This is a genomic window from Furfurilactobacillus entadae, from assembly GCF_045862745.1.
Classification (GTDB): domain Bacteria; phylum Bacillota; class Bacilli; order Lactobacillales; family Lactobacillaceae; genus Furfurilactobacillus; species Furfurilactobacillus entadae.
This window is the reverse complement of record NZ_BQXN01000003.1, coordinates 44,638-60,431: the sequence shown is the minus strand read 5'-3', so window position 1 is coordinate 60,431 and position 15,794 is coordinate 44,638. Positions and strand designations below refer to the sequence as shown.

General features: G+C 46.7%; 16 protein-coding genes. 10 read left to right on the top strand and 6 right to left on the bottom strand.

Annotated elements, in window-relative coordinates; translation table 11 throughout:
• Positions 1-188 precede the first annotated feature (188 nt).
• Both ACKTR5_RS02175 and ACKTR5_RS02170 read left to right on the top strand, forming a co-directional pair.
• Positions 189-1,436, top strand: coding sequence for a CPBP family intramembrane glutamic endopeptidase (locus ACKTR5_RS02175; RefSeq protein WP_407878807.1), 1,248 nt, complete (start codon positions 189-191; stop codon positions 1,434-1,436).
• Between the two features lie 64 nt (positions 1,437-1,500).
• On the top strand, positions 1,501-1,689 hold the full coding sequence (locus tag ACKTR5_RS02170) for a hypothetical protein (RefSeq protein WP_407878805.1): 189 nt from the start codon (positions 1,501-1,503) through the stop codon (positions 1,687-1,689).
• A 104-nt stretch (positions 1,690-1,793) separates the two neighbouring features.
• Here the strand turns inward: ACKTR5_RS02170 and ACKTR5_RS02165 are convergent, their stop codons facing one another.
• Entirely contained in the window at positions 1,794-2,234 is a 441-nt protein-coding gene (locus tag ACKTR5_RS02165) for an OsmC family protein (protein WP_407878803.1), read from the bottom strand.
• A gap of 167 nt (positions 2,235-2,401) precedes the next feature.
• Here ACKTR5_RS02165 and ACKTR5_RS02160 point away from each other — a divergent pair, with 167 nt between their 5' ends.
• From ACKTR5_RS02160 to ACKTR5_RS02135, 6 genes are all read left to right on the top strand, one after another.
• The gene (locus ACKTR5_RS02160) at positions 2,402-3,550 is read left to right on the top strand and encodes an NAD(P)-dependent malic enzyme (protein WP_407878802.1); all 1,149 of its coding nucleotides are present in this window, start codon (positions 2,402-2,404) and stop codon (positions 3,548-3,550) included.
• A gap of 159 nt (positions 3,551-3,709) precedes the next feature.
• Positions 3,710-4,270 carry a citrate lyase holo-[acyl-carrier protein] synthase gene (gene citX, locus ACKTR5_RS02155; RefSeq protein WP_407878800.1) on the top strand — a complete coding sequence of 187 codons (561 nt, stop codon included), beginning with the start codon at positions 3,710-3,712 and terminating at the stop codon, positions 4,268-4,270.
• Complete coding sequence (locus tag ACKTR5_RS02150) at positions 4,270-5,139, top strand: triphosphoribosyl-dephospho-CoA synthase (protein WP_407878946.1); 870 nt, start codon at positions 4,270-4,272, stop codon at positions 5,137-5,139. The genes citX and ACKTR5_RS02150 overlap by 1 nt, the downstream gene beginning before the upstream one ends.
• A 193-nt stretch (positions 5,140-5,332) precedes the next feature.
• Entirely contained in the window at positions 5,333-6,076 is a 744-nt protein-coding gene (locus ACKTR5_RS02145) for a glucose 1-dehydrogenase (RefSeq protein ID WP_407878798.1), read from the top strand.
• Between the two features lie 564 nt (positions 6,077-6,640).
• Positions 6,641-7,843, top strand: coding sequence for a C40 family peptidase (locus ACKTR5_RS02140; protein ID WP_407878797.1), 1,203 nt, complete (start codon positions 6,641-6,643; stop codon positions 7,841-7,843).
• A gap of 339 nt (positions 7,844-8,182) precedes the next feature.
• Entirely contained in the window at positions 8,183-8,365 is a 183-nt protein-coding gene (locus ACKTR5_RS02135; RefSeq protein ID WP_407878796.1) for a hypothetical protein, read from the top strand.
• 73 nt (positions 8,366-8,438) lie between these two features.
• On the opposite strand, the gene ACKTR5_RS02130 is transcribed toward ACKTR5_RS02135, so the two are convergent.
• The 4 genes from ACKTR5_RS02130 to ACKTR5_RS02115 all read right to left on the bottom strand — a co-directional run bounded on the left by ACKTR5_RS02130 (position 8,439) and on the right by ACKTR5_RS02115 (position 12,687).
• A complete protein-coding gene (locus tag ACKTR5_RS02130; protein WP_407878795.1) occupies positions 8,439-9,419 on the bottom strand; it encodes an ADP-ribosylglycohydrolase family protein in 981 nt (326 codons plus the stop codon).
• Positions 9,420-9,432: 13 nt separating this feature from the next.
• A complete protein-coding gene (locus tag ACKTR5_RS02125) occupies positions 9,433-10,395 on the bottom strand; it encodes a diacylglycerol/lipid kinase family protein (protein ID WP_407878793.1) in 963 nt (320 codons plus the stop codon).
• A gap of 282 nt (positions 10,396-10,677) precedes the next feature.
• A complete protein-coding gene (gene rnjA / locus ACKTR5_RS02120; protein ID WP_407878792.1) occupies positions 10,678-12,471 on the bottom strand; it encodes a ribonuclease J1 in 1,794 nt (597 codons plus the stop codon).
• A gap of 3 nt (positions 12,472-12,474) precedes the next feature.
• Positions 12,475-12,687, bottom strand: coding sequence for a DNA-directed RNA polymerase subunit epsilon (locus ACKTR5_RS02115; RefSeq protein ID WP_407878790.1), 213 nt, complete (start codon positions 12,685-12,687; stop codon positions 12,475-12,477).
• A 262-nt stretch (positions 12,688-12,949) separates the two neighbouring features.
• Between ACKTR5_RS02115 and ACKTR5_RS02110 the strand changes: the two genes are divergently transcribed.
• Entirely contained in the window at positions 12,950-13,468 is a 519-nt protein-coding gene (locus tag ACKTR5_RS02110) for a hypothetical protein (protein WP_407878788.1), read from the top strand.
• An 83-nt stretch (positions 13,469-13,551) separates the two neighbouring features.
• Here ACKTR5_RS02110 and ACKTR5_RS02105 read toward each other — a convergent pair whose 3' ends face one another.
• Positions 13,552-14,163 (bottom strand): peptide deformylase, encoded by a 612-nt coding sequence (locus tag ACKTR5_RS02105; RefSeq protein WP_407878787.1) that lies wholly within the window; start codon positions 14,161-14,163, stop codon positions 13,552-13,554.
• A gap of 512 nt (positions 14,164-14,675) precedes the next feature.
• Between ACKTR5_RS02105 and pdhA the strand changes: the two genes are divergently transcribed.
• Positions 14,676-15,794 (top strand): pyruvate dehydrogenase (acetyl-transferring) E1 component subunit alpha, encoded by a 1,119-nt coding sequence (gene pdhA / locus ACKTR5_RS02100; RefSeq protein WP_407878785.1) that lies wholly within the window; start codon positions 14,676-14,678, stop codon positions 15,792-15,794.

The following is a 15,794-nucleotide window of genomic DNA, read 5'->3' as shown; positions in this document are numbered from 1 at the left end:
TTGATTATTATTTGGTTAATAAAGATAGCGAGATGACTTATAGCTTAAGGATACAACTTTTTGAAATTAATTAAACTACTGAAATGTAAAGTGGCAAAAATACTTTCAATTATTTGATCACAGATTTTATCTGTTTCACTGTATAAATTGTGATATGGTAAATTGAATCAATATCAAGGGGGGTCTACATGCAAGAGAAAGCGTTAACACGGCGACCTGGGTTTCGTCGCTGGTTTTGGGTTCAATGGGGGCTCGAACTTGCCATCTTAGTGAGTTGGGGAATCACTGGTGGTGTTCGGAAGGTTCCAAACGTTGCTCATTATGAATTGGCAGTCGGGGGCTTTATTCTGCTTGTTCTCCTTAGCGCATGTTTATTGGCTAAGGGTGAAAACGATGCGTCACACCAAAGCGGGATACGTCAGCGCCTTTTGATAATCAATCATTATGGCCAGGTGATCTTCTTGATTCCAACGGTGACCATGATGTTGCAGTGGTTGATTCAAATGCTGTTAACGGCTGGTGTCAATGGTACGGTGCTTATGGTTGGCGGCTTGGTGCTCTCGATGGTGATGTACGTTCCCATTAGTCTGTTTGCCTTGGGCCGGGTTCGCGCTCTTGTCGGCCGGATTTTATTAGTCATCTTGGTAATGTTTAACATCGTTTTTACGGGTGCACGGTTGACTGAAATTCCTCACCTCACGACGGCACACTGGCTCGTAACGGTGGCCAACAGTGGCATTGTTGGTGCATTAGGCTTTGCATTCACCATGGGGCTTGTGATGAGCCAATGGGGGTACCGCTTGCCCTCATTTGGATGGTCAAAAACGGTCGACTGGCGGGTCGTTAGTGTCCTAATCGTTAGTACGCTTGGCTATGTGTTCTACAATACATTCAGCACGGGGACAACATGGGGCACTGCGTTAACAACGTTTGACTTTCACCTGAGTGTACCAACTATTGATATGTTTCTAAATGGTCTTGAGCCGGGAATTGCGGAAGAATGGCTCTTTCGCTTTGTTGTCTTGACCTTACTGCTTCGTGCCTTTCAAAAGGTTTCGCATGGCGTGTTCTGGGCCGTTCTTACGAGTGCTTTGTTATTTGGACTCTTTCACGTACCAAACTTAGCCGTGCAATCGGTCTCCGCAACGGCTTCGCAGGCAGTGACGTCCGTTGCAATTGGGCTGCTGTGGGCCAGTATTTACCTGTACACCCGTGCATTTTGGTGGCCAATGTTGTTTCATGCTAGTGTCGACGCGCTAGGATTCATGAGCAGTGGTACGCAGGTGATGGATTCATTAACGCCCTTTGACTGGGGCCAAACGATTATTCTTATCGTAATCTTCAGTGGCTTGGCAATTTTCTTATTAACCGGAACACGCGGGCAAAACGTGCACCGGAATGTTTTATTGATGATCGGTGACGTGAAGCATGACTAAGGCGCGGTGTTCGACGCATGCGCACTGAGTCGTTATAATGGACGTAAAGAAGGGGGTGAGCCGAATGAAGTGGCAAGCATTTCCTTACGGCGTCTTTTGCGTCATCATCTTTTTTATCGTAGGGTATATGGGTTATTGGCAGTACGCCTGGTTGATTTTTCTAACAACACCGCTTTTTTACTGGTTCATTAATCAGCGGGGATCGCGGCATGATTCAGTCAGTAAACAATCACAAAATAAAAAACAGAACTAGGTTTAGCGGCTGACCGTTAAACCTAGTTCTGTTTTTTGTTTTGTGAGATAAACTACTGAGACGGTGGCTTCTTGGTAATGACAATTAGTTAAATTGTGGCGCCGTTACTCCCATGCATCAAGTAAGGTAAAGGTGACGTTGTTGCTGTCACGCATCAGCTTTGAAACAGGGCAGCGGCTTTCGGCCAGTTCAAACCAAGCGGTGGCAGTTTCACGATCGACCTCGTCTTCTGGAATGTAGACGTAAACATCAACGAAAAATTGGAGTCCGTGGGTGTCATGAGCCTGATCAACGTCGACTCTAACTTTGGTTTGATGATCATAACCATCCCGTTTTTCAATGGCCTCAAGGGTGGCGTTAAGACAGGTTGCGAGCGCCATTCCAAGGAGTTGCTCAGGATTGGTTGCGTCGATATCTTTGCTGGTTACATCAATGGCAAAGTCCGTATTACTGGCAGTTCCGGTAGCAAACGTGTGACCAGTAACACCATCTTCGTTAACAAGGGTCGTGTGGTACGTTGTACGTGGGCGTGCTGATTTATCCATGTGCTTCATCCTCCATTTACTTACTTAAGGATAGTATAATAAGTTTCTGACCGAAGCGCAACTGAGACCGCCAGTTAGTTAATGTTTGCTAAAAAACATGCTGAAATTTGCATTTTTTAAAAATAACAGTATATTAGAGAAAGAGATTGAATGAAGGAGGCCACTAAATGGCTGATCAATATGATGACGTTTTAAAACTACACGCGCTGCATAACGGGGTTCTGGGCATTGAATCCGAAATGCCCATTCATAACCGGGCTGACCTGGGGAAGGCCTATACACCAGGGGTTGCCACCATCTCAAAGATGTTGGCAAAGGATCCAGCCTTACGGGAACGCTACACGTTAAGTGGTAAGCTAGTGGCGGTCGTTTCAGACGGATCAGCCGTTCTTGGCCTGGGCAACATTGGGCCGGCGGGGGCCTTACCGGTTATCGAAGGTAAATCCTTGCTGTACAAGGATCTAGCCGGTGTCAACGCCCTTCCGCTATCGGTAAACCAGGTATCAACGGATGAGTTTGTTCGCACTGTGAAAAATATCGCTGGCAGCTTTGCAGGGATTCATTTAGAAGACATTGCGGCACCACGCTGTTTTGAAATTGAAGAACGGTTGAGTAAGGAATTAGACATTCCCGTTTACCATGATGATCAGGAAGGGACTGCCATGGTCGTGATGGCTGGATTGCTGAATGCTGCTAAAGTGGTTCATAAAGATTTTCAGTCACTCAAAATTTTAGTAAACGGAGCGGGTGCGTCAGGAATCGCAACGGCCAGATTGTTGTCTGCGGCGGGAGTCAAGCACATCACATTGGTGGATCGTTACGGGGTCGTGACGCCCGATGATGAGCGGTACAACGAGTATCAACGCCAGCTTGCCCGCCAACTTGGTGAACAAACGACGGGGAAGACACTGGCAGAGGCCATTGTTGGCCAGGATGTTTTTGTTGGCTTATCGGATGCCCATGTCCTGACCGGTGAAAACGTGAAGACAATGGCAGCGGATCCGATTATTTTTGGGCTAGCAAACCCAGTTCCAGAAATTGATCCGGCCGAAGCGTTGGCGGCCGGTGCTGCTGTGATGGCAACGGGTTCCAGTCAGTATCCCAATCAGGTCAATAATATTTTGGTCTTTCCAGGATTATACAAGGGCCTGCTGACAAGCGGCTTAAAGCACGTGACGTTTGTGCTTGAAGCAACAATCGCAAAGGCACTGGCTGGGTTGGTGGAAACGCCCACTGCTGAAATGATCGTGCCTGGTGTGTTTGACGATGGTGTGGTTCAAACGGTGGCAAAAGCGGTTAATGATTTTGCTAAATAATCGGTAAAGATTCATTAATCAATAAATGAAACAAACAGGCCGCGATGCTGTTTTCGCGGCCTGTTGTTATGTACAAATAATGAAAACGAGAAGCGGTAATGAGTCGCCAAATAGGGTAAACTAGTGGTTAGACATGAGTAATGATTGGAGTGTTAAATCGTGGTAGAAAGTATCTTTCAAACGGGAGCCGAACAGTCGATTGCTGATGTATTAGCGAATCGTGATGAACGGGTCGCCCTTCAACAAGAATTAGCAGCACGCTATCCAGGTAAGACCGTTGTGGCAATTAAGTTAAACATTCCTGGACCCATTAAAAACAATCAACAGCTCGGACGCCTATTTGACACGGGATTAAACCAGTGGCGGAGTCGGGTGACGGGGGCTGGCTTAGCCGTCATCGATAGTGTTAGCTGGGATAAGCCAACCGGCCGGGAACAATTTTATGTGATTGATGGCAAGGGCGACCAATTAAAACATTTAGCGGTTGAATTTGAAGACCAGTATGAGGTGGGCCGTCTTTTTGATGTCGATGTGTTAATGGCACTTGATGGTCATCTTCGCGCACTATCCCGAACCAACTTTGGTTTACCCGTTCGCCAGTGTTTACTCTGCGAGCGGCCAGCGAAAGACTGCGCGCGCTCGCGTCGACACAGTGTTGAAGACTTACAGGAGGCAATTTCAACGACGTATGCAGGCCTCTTTGGTGGGCCAATTTTATGATGAATCGTGACGAGCAGGCAGATCAGCTTGCACAAACTGCGGAACGGGCGCTCCTTTACGAGGTAACGGTCAATCCGAAGCCAGGGCTGGTTGATCCGGTCAGTGCCGGGCCACATCCTGACATGAATGTTTTTACGTTCATTGATAGTGCGACCAGTTTGCGACCGTATTTTTATCAATGTGCGCAGGTTGGATTAGCAGTGGTTGAGCCGGTAAACTGGCAAGCGGTGTTTGAGCAAATTCGCGCATTAGGCATCATTGCCGAGCAAACCATGTTTACGGCGACAAAGCAGGTGAACACGCATAAGGGCGCTGTCTTTTCATTAGGCGTTTTAGTTACGGCAACGGCCGCTCAATTAGCTGTTGGATACAAATATTCGTCAGAACAAGTTTTTGCAATTACCAAGCAAATGCTTGCGGGTTTAAGCAAACGTGATTTTGACCGCCTGAAGCAGCGAAACCCACAGCAATTGACGGCAGGTGAACGGCAATTTCTCAAGTATGGAAAGTTAGGAATCCGTGGTGAAGCCGAGGCTGGTTTCCCGACGGTCGCCACGTTAGCACTGCCATTTTTACGGCAGCAGACAGGGTCAGTAATGGACCGGTTGCTCAATGTTCTAATTAAAATTGCGGGCGAGACAGATGATTCTAACCTCATTAAACGTGCTGGTAACCCAGAAATCACAACGTGGATGCATGAACAAAGTGAACAGTTCTTTCAACTGGGTGGTGCACAAGCGCCGGCTGGTCGAGCGGCTTTAGTAAAATTAAACCAGGCAATGTTTGATCAGCACCTTAGCTTAGGCGGGTCGGCTGATCTGCTGATTTTAACCATTTTCTGTGGTTTACAAGAGGGCCTCTTTGAATGACAATTGGCGAGTTGATGAGAAAAGTCGAACAAAATTATGAAGATTTTTACCGCACATAAATACTGATTTACCTTGATGCTGGTATATACATTCTTTTTAAAATAATGCGCAAACTGCGTCAAGTCGACTTATTGAATGCGTTTTCATCTAAAATAGATTACACTATGAGTAACTATTTAAGGAGGAATTTTTCATGTCAAATCGTTTAGCAGGAAAAGTTGCCATTGTTACAGGTGCCGCAGCCGGAATCGGTAAGGCCATTGCCGAAGCATTCGTCAAGGAAGGTGGTCAAGTTGTTGTGACGGCTGACCATAATGTTGATGGCGGGCAGGCCGTTGCAAGTAGTTTAGGCGACGCTGGGTTATTCGTTCAGCAGAACGTGGCTGAAGAAGCTGACTGGCAAAAGGTGATCGACGCAACAAAGGAAAAGTTTGGTCATGTTGACGTCGTTGTCAACAATGCCGGAATTGGTGGCGCAAACGGCTTCGTTGAAGACTTTAGTTTGGCTGATTGGCAAAAAGTCATCGACATTAACTTAACCGGTAACTTCTTAGGGGTTAAGTATGGGATGAAGGCAATGAAGGAAAACGGTGGGAAGGGTTCCATCATCAACGTATCCTCCGTTGCTGGCTTACGTGGGTTGCCAACAGCTGCGCCATATTCTGCAAGTAAAGGTGGGACGCGGTTGTTGACGAAGGCGGCAGCGTTATCCGCAACTCAAGAAGGGTTGAACATTCGCGTCAATTCCGTTCACCCAGGCTGGGTTGATACAGCCATCATTCCGGACGCAATGCGTGAAGCAGTTACAAAGACTATTCCAATGGGGCACATGGGTCAGCCAGAAGACATTGCAAACATGTGTGTCTTCCTTGCTTCTGACGAATCAGCCTACGCAACGGGTGCAGAATTCGTGCTCGATGGTGGGCAAAACGCTTAAAAGTAAAATTTAGACCAATTTTGAAGCACATCGCCTGCGGTTATGTGCTTTTTTTGTTGGTCTGATCAGATATAACGGCGAGATTACTGATGTTTAGGTCAAAACTGATCGATTGAGATGATGACACGGTAAAGCCTTTAAATAAGCTTTTTGCCATTAACAATCTCAATTAAAGTGTGACTAGACCATTTCGAATTGTGTCAAAATTCATGGAATGATGCGCGATGGGAGAAAACGGCGTTATACCGGCGTTAGTTTGTGGGGGTAATTAAAGAGGCTCATTTTGAGGGTTTGCTGGTCCGCACCTTGGTCGGCAAATACTTTGCTTTGAATGTATGATACAGAAAGCTGTCATGAGGGAGAATAATGATGCTGAAATGACAATGCTTTTAGTGGAAATGTGCATGAATCTTCAGTTGAAAAATAATGGTCGAAAGCGTGAACAAAATCATTGCCGATTGCAAGAAGCCTGTTATACTAACATATGTAACGTACTTAAAGATTTCTTAATGTTTATTTGGCATTATTCATTATTATTCTAGAGTCGAAGGGAATGGAAGCAGGATGAGTAAGCAACAAAATCGGACTGTGGCAATTGTTGGTGCGCTGAGTGCCGTTTTGGCAGCGGGGGGCACAACGGTTTTTGCTTCACAAACGCGGCCAGCAAACCGGCCACAACAAGAAACAACAAAGCCGTATCATGTTTCATTAAAATCATTGCACGTGCTAAACCAAGCTCAAAGTGGGAAACTGGCCACCTCACAGCATCAGGCAACGGTGCCGACAGAGACCTCTGAAGCAACCATGAAACCGGCTGTTAAGGCAGTCAATAAATCTGTTAAGACGAGTTCAAAGGGTGCCTACACCGTGCAATCTGGTGACACGTTGTGGACGATCAGTGAACAGCTACAGGTCAGTGTTCATGACTTAATGGCGACTAACCAGTTGAAGAATTCAGTTATCCATAGTGGCCAGACACTTCAGGTTCCTGAAACGGCGGGACTGACTGCTGCGGAGGCGGCAGCAAATACAGAAGCTGAGACGACAGCAGAAGCAAACGCAGCCGCAGAGGCGCAAGCCGAAGCACAGGCCGCAAGCAGTGCTGAAGCTGATTCAACACAGAGCACCGTGGCTGACTCTGCAAGCAGTGACCAGCAGCCCGCTGCCACAAGTACCGCAGTAACCAGTGCGGCGTCAGCAACGGCCCAACCAGCCGCTACAGCAATGTCTTTCCGGGTTACTCGCCAGAGCGCTAAGGCCATATCGTTAACGACGACGCGGGCGACGCGAGCCGCTGTAACACCAGTGTCAACGACGGCGCAACCGTCGACGAGCCAAGCAACTAGTGAAGCGACACCAACACCGACCTTGGCTGATTCAGTGAGTGAATCAACAAATGCTGTGGCACCCCAAGTTGTTAACGCGGCGCAAACGTATGCTGACCAAGAGGTCAGTTCTGTCCAGGGTGGGGCGTCAACAGCCGGAATGGATGCGTCTGGTCTTGTTCAGCAGGCTTATGCACAGGCCGATGTGACCTTACCGCACAATACTGTTGATCAGGAAGCTTACTTTACCAGCCAATCTGTTAGTGCAGCGCAACCGGGCGACGTTCTCTTCTGGGGTAATCAGGGGCAAACGTATCATGAGGCCATCTACGTTGGCGGAAGTCAGTACGTTTCAGCATCTGAAACGGGAACCACTGTCCAAACGTATACGATGGATGGGCAAACGTTTATGCCAAGTTTTTCGGGAACGCTCCGCCAGTAAACCTTGGAGCAGGCACGATTTGTCAGTGAACAAATATGACAAAATGAATACAAATTTCGAGCGTCTTCGTTGAACGTTTTACAAAGTTTAATTTCCTTACGTTTCTGTACAGATACACATCCTGGTGATACTGATTATTGTTACTAGCAATGAACCCAAAAAATAGAATACAAAATGTTACCAGATGATGTCCGATTAATCGCAGAAAAAATCGCGAGCAAAGTTGTTCACAGACCGGACGAAAGGTGTTATAGTAATTTTTGAAATTTGAAGGGGCTTTTATTGCTTCCGTCATAATCTGGGCCCGAGCGGCTCATAAGATGAAATGGAGTGTTAAAGGTGAGTAACAAAGTAGAAATTCTTGAAGAATACCGTGAAGCCACACAAGAGCTTGAGGAACTTCAAGAAGACTCAGCGGCAGTAGAAAAGAAGGCAGCCTTATCTGACAAGATCGATTCTCTAAAGGGGAAGTGTGATCAGTTAGATGCCATCCTAGAAGCAATGGAAGCAGCTGAGGACTAATTAAATCAGTTATCAAACAAAATGGGAACTTGACCTTTATGTGGTCAAGTTCCCATTTTGTTTTGTTAGTCTGTTAAAACTGGCCCGATTGCAGGGCGGTGTGCAGTGAGTCATGAAGAACAGCTTGGCCCTGAAGCTGTTGGATCCAGTCGCTGGGGAGGATGGCTAAGCCGTCACGAATCGCAATGAGTCCACCAGCAATGCAGGCAATGGTGTCTGCGTCACCACCGAAGTTAACGGCGGTAAGCATTGTCTCGCGGTAGTTTGTGGGTTGGTTTAGCAGCCAACAAACGACTTCGAGTGTGTCAACGACGTATCCGCTACTGGTCAGCTGTGCTGGTTGAAGTTGATAAAAGGCGGGGTCAGCCAGGCGCTTAAAGTAGACCATCTGCGCTGTTAAGGCGGGATTGGTGACAAGCGCATTTGCCAATGTCGTTATTGCCGTCTGAATTAGCTGCTGTGGCGCTTGTTGTGGGTTCGTAACCAGTTGGGCAACCATCGCGGTATAAATCAAGCAGGCGACAGTTGAGCGCGGGTGACGGTGGGTTAACTGCGCTAAGTCGATTAACGCGCGCACATGGTCAGGATGATCGAAAATGGCTGTGCCGTCTAAGTGGGTATAGTAGAGTGCAGGCACTAGAAACCGCATTAAGGCGCCGTTACCATTATTTTGTTCGTCATCACTACCCGCATGAAATAGATCGTGGTTTGTCCGGTAATGGGTCAATGCGAGAACTGTTCCGTTTCCCTCGTCAAACGTCCACCCAGCGGGCGTAAAGGCGCCATCAGTAAGCCAGGCCTCGAAGTTTGTCATTGTGGTCCTTAACTGCTCTTGGGGGGATGTAACGGTGCTCATGGCCGCTAGTGTTGCAAGTGTCATGCTTGTGTCATCAGACCAGGTACCAGGGCGTGTGTCATAGACACCAACGGCCATTTCTGTAACCGGGTGGGTCTGTTGATCTGTAAAGGAATTAAATTGTGCAGGTTGGCCGAGGGCGTCTCCGATGGCACTCCCGTATAAACCAGCAGTTAAGGCGCGTGTTGTTGAAATCATGTGGTCACACTTTCTAATGGGCGGTTGTTTCCGTAAACCAAAACGGGTATTGATCAATCATTAAGTAAATATCAAAGAAGCGGGTGCCCATCTCCTCACCGTCGACCTGACCAAATTCGAGCGCTGAGACAGTGAGGTGAATTTCGCGAGCCTTATATTGATGAACAGCCTTGAACCGCAAATGGCGGCCTGTGGGAATCAAACTAAAGAGAAATGCAAAACGCGGCCAAGAAAGTTTCTCCACTACAATTAACGATAACTGGCCATCTTTAACCGTTGCATTAGGCAAGATGGGCACACCACCGCCAAAGTAGGGATGATTGCTGGTGGTGACAAGAAACCCGTTTGGGAAAATTTCGCGGCGCGTACCGATGTGCACGGTGACCGGAAAACTATCCTGTTGGCCAAGAACGTGAAAAATTTGGCGCAAATAGGCGAGGTTTCCCATGTTCATTCGGTTAAGCGTTTTTTTATCCGTACTATGGTTAGCAGCACTCACAATGGCGGCATCAAAACCAATCCCAACGTTATTAACGAAATAGCGCCGCTCTTTTTTGATTGTTTCTTCATAGCGACCAATGTCTAAAGATTGTGGGGCACTGGCTGCCAAAACTTGGTTTAACGCTGTGAGTGGCTCTTGGCTAATGTGGGCACCACGAGCAAAGTCATTACCTGAACCGGCCGGAATGTAGGCGATGGGGAGTTGGTGGGCGCTATGAGCGTCCTGAAGACCGTTTAATACTTGATTAAGCGTCCCGTCACCACCAACGACCAGAACAACCTCTGTAACGGTTGATTCCTGATGATGTTTAGCGAATTGTTCCGCTAATAAGGTTGCGTGACCAGCATATTCTGTTTCGGCAAGCGTGTAGTCTACGGATTGACGCGCTAATTCAGCGGCAATCGTCGTCCAGACATCGGCTGCATGGCCCTGACCGGCGTGACGGTTTAAGATAATGTAAAAGTGGCGGTTCATGTTGTTTCCTCACAATGCGACATATTATTACAATTAGTATACAAAAATGTTACGAACAGAACGTTAAGTGTTCGTTTTGTTTAGTGTTTCTTAAAGTTAACGGCGTTCGCAGCTAAATAATTGTTCAGAACAATAGAATACCAAATAATGTTGAGATGGCATAAGGGTTGTCCTTGACGAATAAGTAACGCTGTCTAGACTAAAAAATGCCTGCTTTCCTAAATGTAGGAAAGCAGGCATTTACGTTAAATGTTGATGGAGATCCATAGTGGCATTAACGGTTTAGTCTTCGGTTGCTTCAACCGTTTCTTTAGCCTTAGCACCACGAGCACGGTGTGTTTTTTGAGCAGCTGGTTTAGCGGTTGCTTTTTTATTTGTTGAGACAGCCGCTTTGTTTGTACTTGTCATGATGAGTTCAGGCAAGATCAACGGATGACGTTCTGTCTTTTCATATAAGAAAGTTTGTAAATCGTCAATGATGGCAGTGCGGATGGAAGCTTCTGTTGCGTGATCATCCTTCATGGCGCGTCGAATCGTTCTAAAGACGCGACGCCGACCTTCGTTGATCATGTCGCCAGATTCACGCATGTAGACGAAACCACGACTCAACAAGTCAGGACCAGCCTGAATTTCCTTGTTCTTTAAGTCAATGGTTGCAACAACGACCACAAGGCCTTCTTCAGACAGCATCTGCCGGTCGTGGAGCACAACGTTACCGATATCACCAACGCCATTACCATCCACGTAAACGTCACCAGCAGTGAAATGACCAGCAACGCGGGCAGAATCAGCGGTGAGGGCAAGGACGTCTCCGTTTTCCAAGATGAACGAATGATCTTCAGGAACGTCACACAACGCCGCTAACTGCGTGTGAATCTTTTGCATCCGGTACTCACCATGAATTGGCATGAAGTACTTCGGCTTGATTAACCGGAGCATCAGTTCCTGGTCCACCTGACCACCGTGACCAGAGGTGTGAATGTTATTGATTGCACCATGAATCACTTCGGCACCGGCTTCTTCCAGTTCATTGATTACGCGGTTCACACTGGTTGTGTTACCTGGGATGGGGTTACTTGAGAAAATAACCGTATCGTTTGGCTGGATGGAAATTTGCCGGTGCGTTCCGTTGGCAATACGGGAGAGGGCGGCCATGGGTTCACCCTGGGAACCGGTACAAAGGATCAGGGTTTCCTCAGCCGGCAAATGACGAAGTTCGCTGGCGTCAACGAGCATGTCATCGGGAATGTTAAGGTAACCAAGTTCACGACCGTTTACTAATGCGGCTTCCATTGATCGACCAAAGACAGCAATTTTCCGGTGGTGTTCAAGGGCAGCAGAAGCAGCCTGTTCGATCCGGGAAATGTTTGACGCAAAGGTGGCGAAGATGATCCGCCCATCGATCTTATCAAACAAACTGTGAATGGAGTCGCTGACCCACCGTTCAGACTTCGTGAAGTTTGGCCGTTCGGCATTCGTGGAATCAGAAAGAAGACACAAGACGCCTTCTTCACCTAAACGAGCCATCTTTTGTAAGTTTGGTGAGGGGGTGTTGATGGGGGTCAAGTCAAACTTAAAGTCCCCGGTTTGAACAATTGTTCCAGATGGTGTCTTAACCGCAACACCCAGTGTATCAGGGATACTGTGGGTTGTCCGGAAGAATGAAACGCTTGTCTTTCGGAACTTCAACACCGTGTCTTCATCAATTTCGTGAAGCTCCGTTGTTTGCAACAAGCCGTGTTCTTCAAGCTTATTTTTGATCAAGGCCATTGGCAGGGGACCTGCGTAAATTGGCACATTGATTTGCTGTAGTAAGTAAGGGATCCCACCGATGTGGTCTTCATGTCCGTGGGTAATGACTAACGCCTTAATTTTTGATTCGTTTTGTTTAAGGAAGGAATAGTCTGGAATGACATAGTCAATCCCGAGCAATTCGTCTTCAGGAAACTTAATTCCGGCATCAATAACGATGATTTCATCTTGGAATTGAATGCCGTACGTGTTTTTACCGATTTCGCCCAGACCACCAATGGCGTAAACGGCGGTTTCGTTGTTCTTAATGTTGAGCTTTGCCATAAGCTAAAACTCCGTTAACTTGTAGTTAGCGCTCTGTTGCTCGTATTCTAAAGCGTTGCCTTCAAGTGCTTCAATGAATTCCACGTTGTACGCTGTGTTTTCAGAAACAGTGCTCATGGCAGCAGCTTCGTTATCAGCTTCAACGTATAGGGAACGTGTGTCTTCTCGTTTTGGGTTCCGAATCTTTGTATCTTGGTAATAAACCTTAAAAATCATGGTAATTATTCTCCTCTATAAATTAATTTGTGTAATCAAAACAACACCGTCCGCAAATGACCCACGGCAGCATTGCTCAAAAATTAAGGTGTTTTATCCCGAACAGCGGTTGTGTCGCCACAACATTTGTCTTTTAGTTTACCATAGCCCTTTGGGGATGTACACCAAACGGGGGTCGTTGCCATGCGGGGCAAACCGAAACTGATTAGGATGAGATGTAATTATGGTAGAATTAAAGGGAAAACAGGAAGGGTGATAGTCGATGACATTAACAATTACGATTATTGTCGGTGTTGGTGTTGCATACTTGGTCTACCATTACATTCATCAGCTCATTGTTCGTCGAGCCACGACCATCGTGAGAGATGATGCCCAGGCGACGACAGAGGCGGCAGTTTCACAAGCGTTGCAACAGTTAGCAAGAGAGGCCACGTTAAGTGAGGGGCAGGATCACTATACGGTGGCCCAAACTGTCGCGGATGTTTGGGGCCGGGGCGTTATGGCGTTTGAATTTACCATTGTGGGTGACGGGCTAACGCCTGCTCAATTGCCAATGCTGCGGCGGCAGTTGAATAATGCACTGGGTGAATACGCGGGTAAACATGAGGTTGCCCGTTATTCAGCAGACTCACCAACGTTTGTGGTTACAGATCTATGGCTCTTTGAAGACCAATGGCATGTCGATGTCGCGTACCTAATGAATGAGGCGACCGTCGAGTACATTCGGGATTTAAAACGTCTTAATGCTTCTGAAGTTCCCACCCAAGAAAAACAGGATTAATGAACAAATAAAAATGGCAACGACCTACATTATCTGGGTCGTTGCCATTTTTGATTGTTCATTATTAATAGCTGTGGCGTGGGTTAACCAATTAAAATGGTGCCATCATCAGCGGCGAAGGGATGTTCATGATTAATGTGATCATAGAACAAGGTGCCGTGTAAATGATCAATTTCATGTTGGCAAACAATGGCTGGGTAATTCTTCAGCCGAATCGAGTGAGTCTCACCGTCAACATCTTGGTACCGAAGGGTGATCCGGTCAGCACGGGGAACATAGCCAGGCCGATCTTCATCAACGGATAAACAACCTTCACCCTCAGATAGTGCACCAGCTTGAACTGATTGGCTAACGATAACGGGATTGATGATCACGTCTTTAAAGATTGGGTTATCTTGTGCTTCTTGGGCAGCCTTGACGATATCGTCGTGGTTTTCAGGATCCTCTGGTTCAACCGGGGAGGGAACCAAGACGGCAGCCATCTGAATGGAAACATCCACTTGTGGTGCGGCCAAACCGACACCGGCCCGGAGCTTATACTTTTCAGCGAGGTCAGGATTTTGGCTAACTTCCAAATATTCCATCATGTCAGCAGCAAGCTGGCGGTGCTCCTCACTTAAAGGAAAGGTAACCTTAGCCGCCTGTTTTCGCAAAGTGGGGTTACCATCCCGAATAATGTTGTTCATTAATATCACGTTCGTTCCTCCTCGAGTAGTTCTGCATACTAGTGTAGCATATGCGTGAAAATGGGACTACTACCCATCTTAATTGAATGTGGCCGCCCATGATTTTGTTAATTGCTAAGTGAAACAACAAACAATGCGGATTGTTTCACCGTAATTTTCAGTTGAATTAGTGGGTGATTCACGGCTGGTTTGGGGATGCTTGTGAAAATGGAAAGGGATGAAAGAAATGGTTGAGACCTGTTAACCGTTCAAAGAAAAGAGTAAAAATCGTGACCTGACGCGGATACGGTTTATTTGTTAGACAAATTTAGCAAAAACTGTCCGAAAGCTTCACAAAGTCGCAGGTGGCTGCCTAATCTATTGTGAACAGATTAACGAGGCTGAAAACCCTTGCAAACGGATTCTGCAAAGCGGTACAATAAATTACGAAAGATGAAAGCGCATACATTTGCTTATGAGAAATATTAGACACTGGGCGAATGAACAGCTGTCATCAGATAAAGGGAAGGAATGTGTGCATTATGGCAAACAACGATTCATCAACGGCAATTGTCGATTTCGCTGCAATTAAAAATAACCAAGGCAGTGATTATAAGACGGTGCAAGTATTAGACAGTTCTGCCAAAGTCGTTAATCAAGAGGTCTTTGATAGTTTCAGCAATGACCAATTGGTTGATTTCATGAAGAAAATGGTATGGGAACGTGCATTGCATGAACAAACAATGAGCTTTTCACGTCAAGGTCGGTTAGGCTTTTACGCCCCAACGGCTGGTGAAGAAGCAAGTGAAATGGGGAGTGTTTCAGCATTTGAACCCCAAGACTTCTTATTCCCTGCTTACCGTGACCTTCCTCAATTAATTCAACATGGTGGTTCAGTTGAAAAAGGGTACTTATGGTCACGTGGTCATGTTCTTGGCAATATTTATGATGAAAAATATCGTGCTTGGATGCCACAGATCATTATCGGTGCACAGTATGTTGAAGCTGCCGGTGCTGCTCTAGGAATTAAAAAGAACGGGGAAAAAAACGTTGCCTTTGTTTACACCGGCGATGGTGGGACATCGCAAGGGGACACGTACGAAGGATTAAACTTTGCTGGGGCTTTCCAAGCACCACTTGTTGCCTTTGTTCAAAATAACGGTTTTGCCATTTCTGTTCCACGTGCAAAGCAAACAGCTGCGAAGACACTGGCTCAAAAAGCTGTCGCTGCCGGAATTCCATCTGTTCAAGTTGATGGGATGGATGTTTTGGCCGTTTACGCTGTTTCAAAAGCTGCCCGTGACTATGCGGCAGCAGGGAACGGACCAGTCTTAATTGAAACCTTAACGTACCGGTATGGTGCTCACAGTTCCGCTGGTGATGACCCATCGCGTTACCGGAGTAAAGAAGAAGAAAAACCGTGGCATGATGAAGACCCATTGATTCGGTTACGGAAAGTGCTGACAGATAAGGGCTTATGGTCTGATCAACAAGAAAGTGACTATGTCGACGCATGCAAGGCTGACTTTAAGGCTGCATTGAAGGCTGCGGATGCAGAACCAAAGCAAACCAACGTTGAAATGTTAAAGAATACGTTCGAAGTACCAACTCCGAACATCAAGGCGCAAATTGCCGAATTTGAAGCAAAGGAGTCGAAGTAA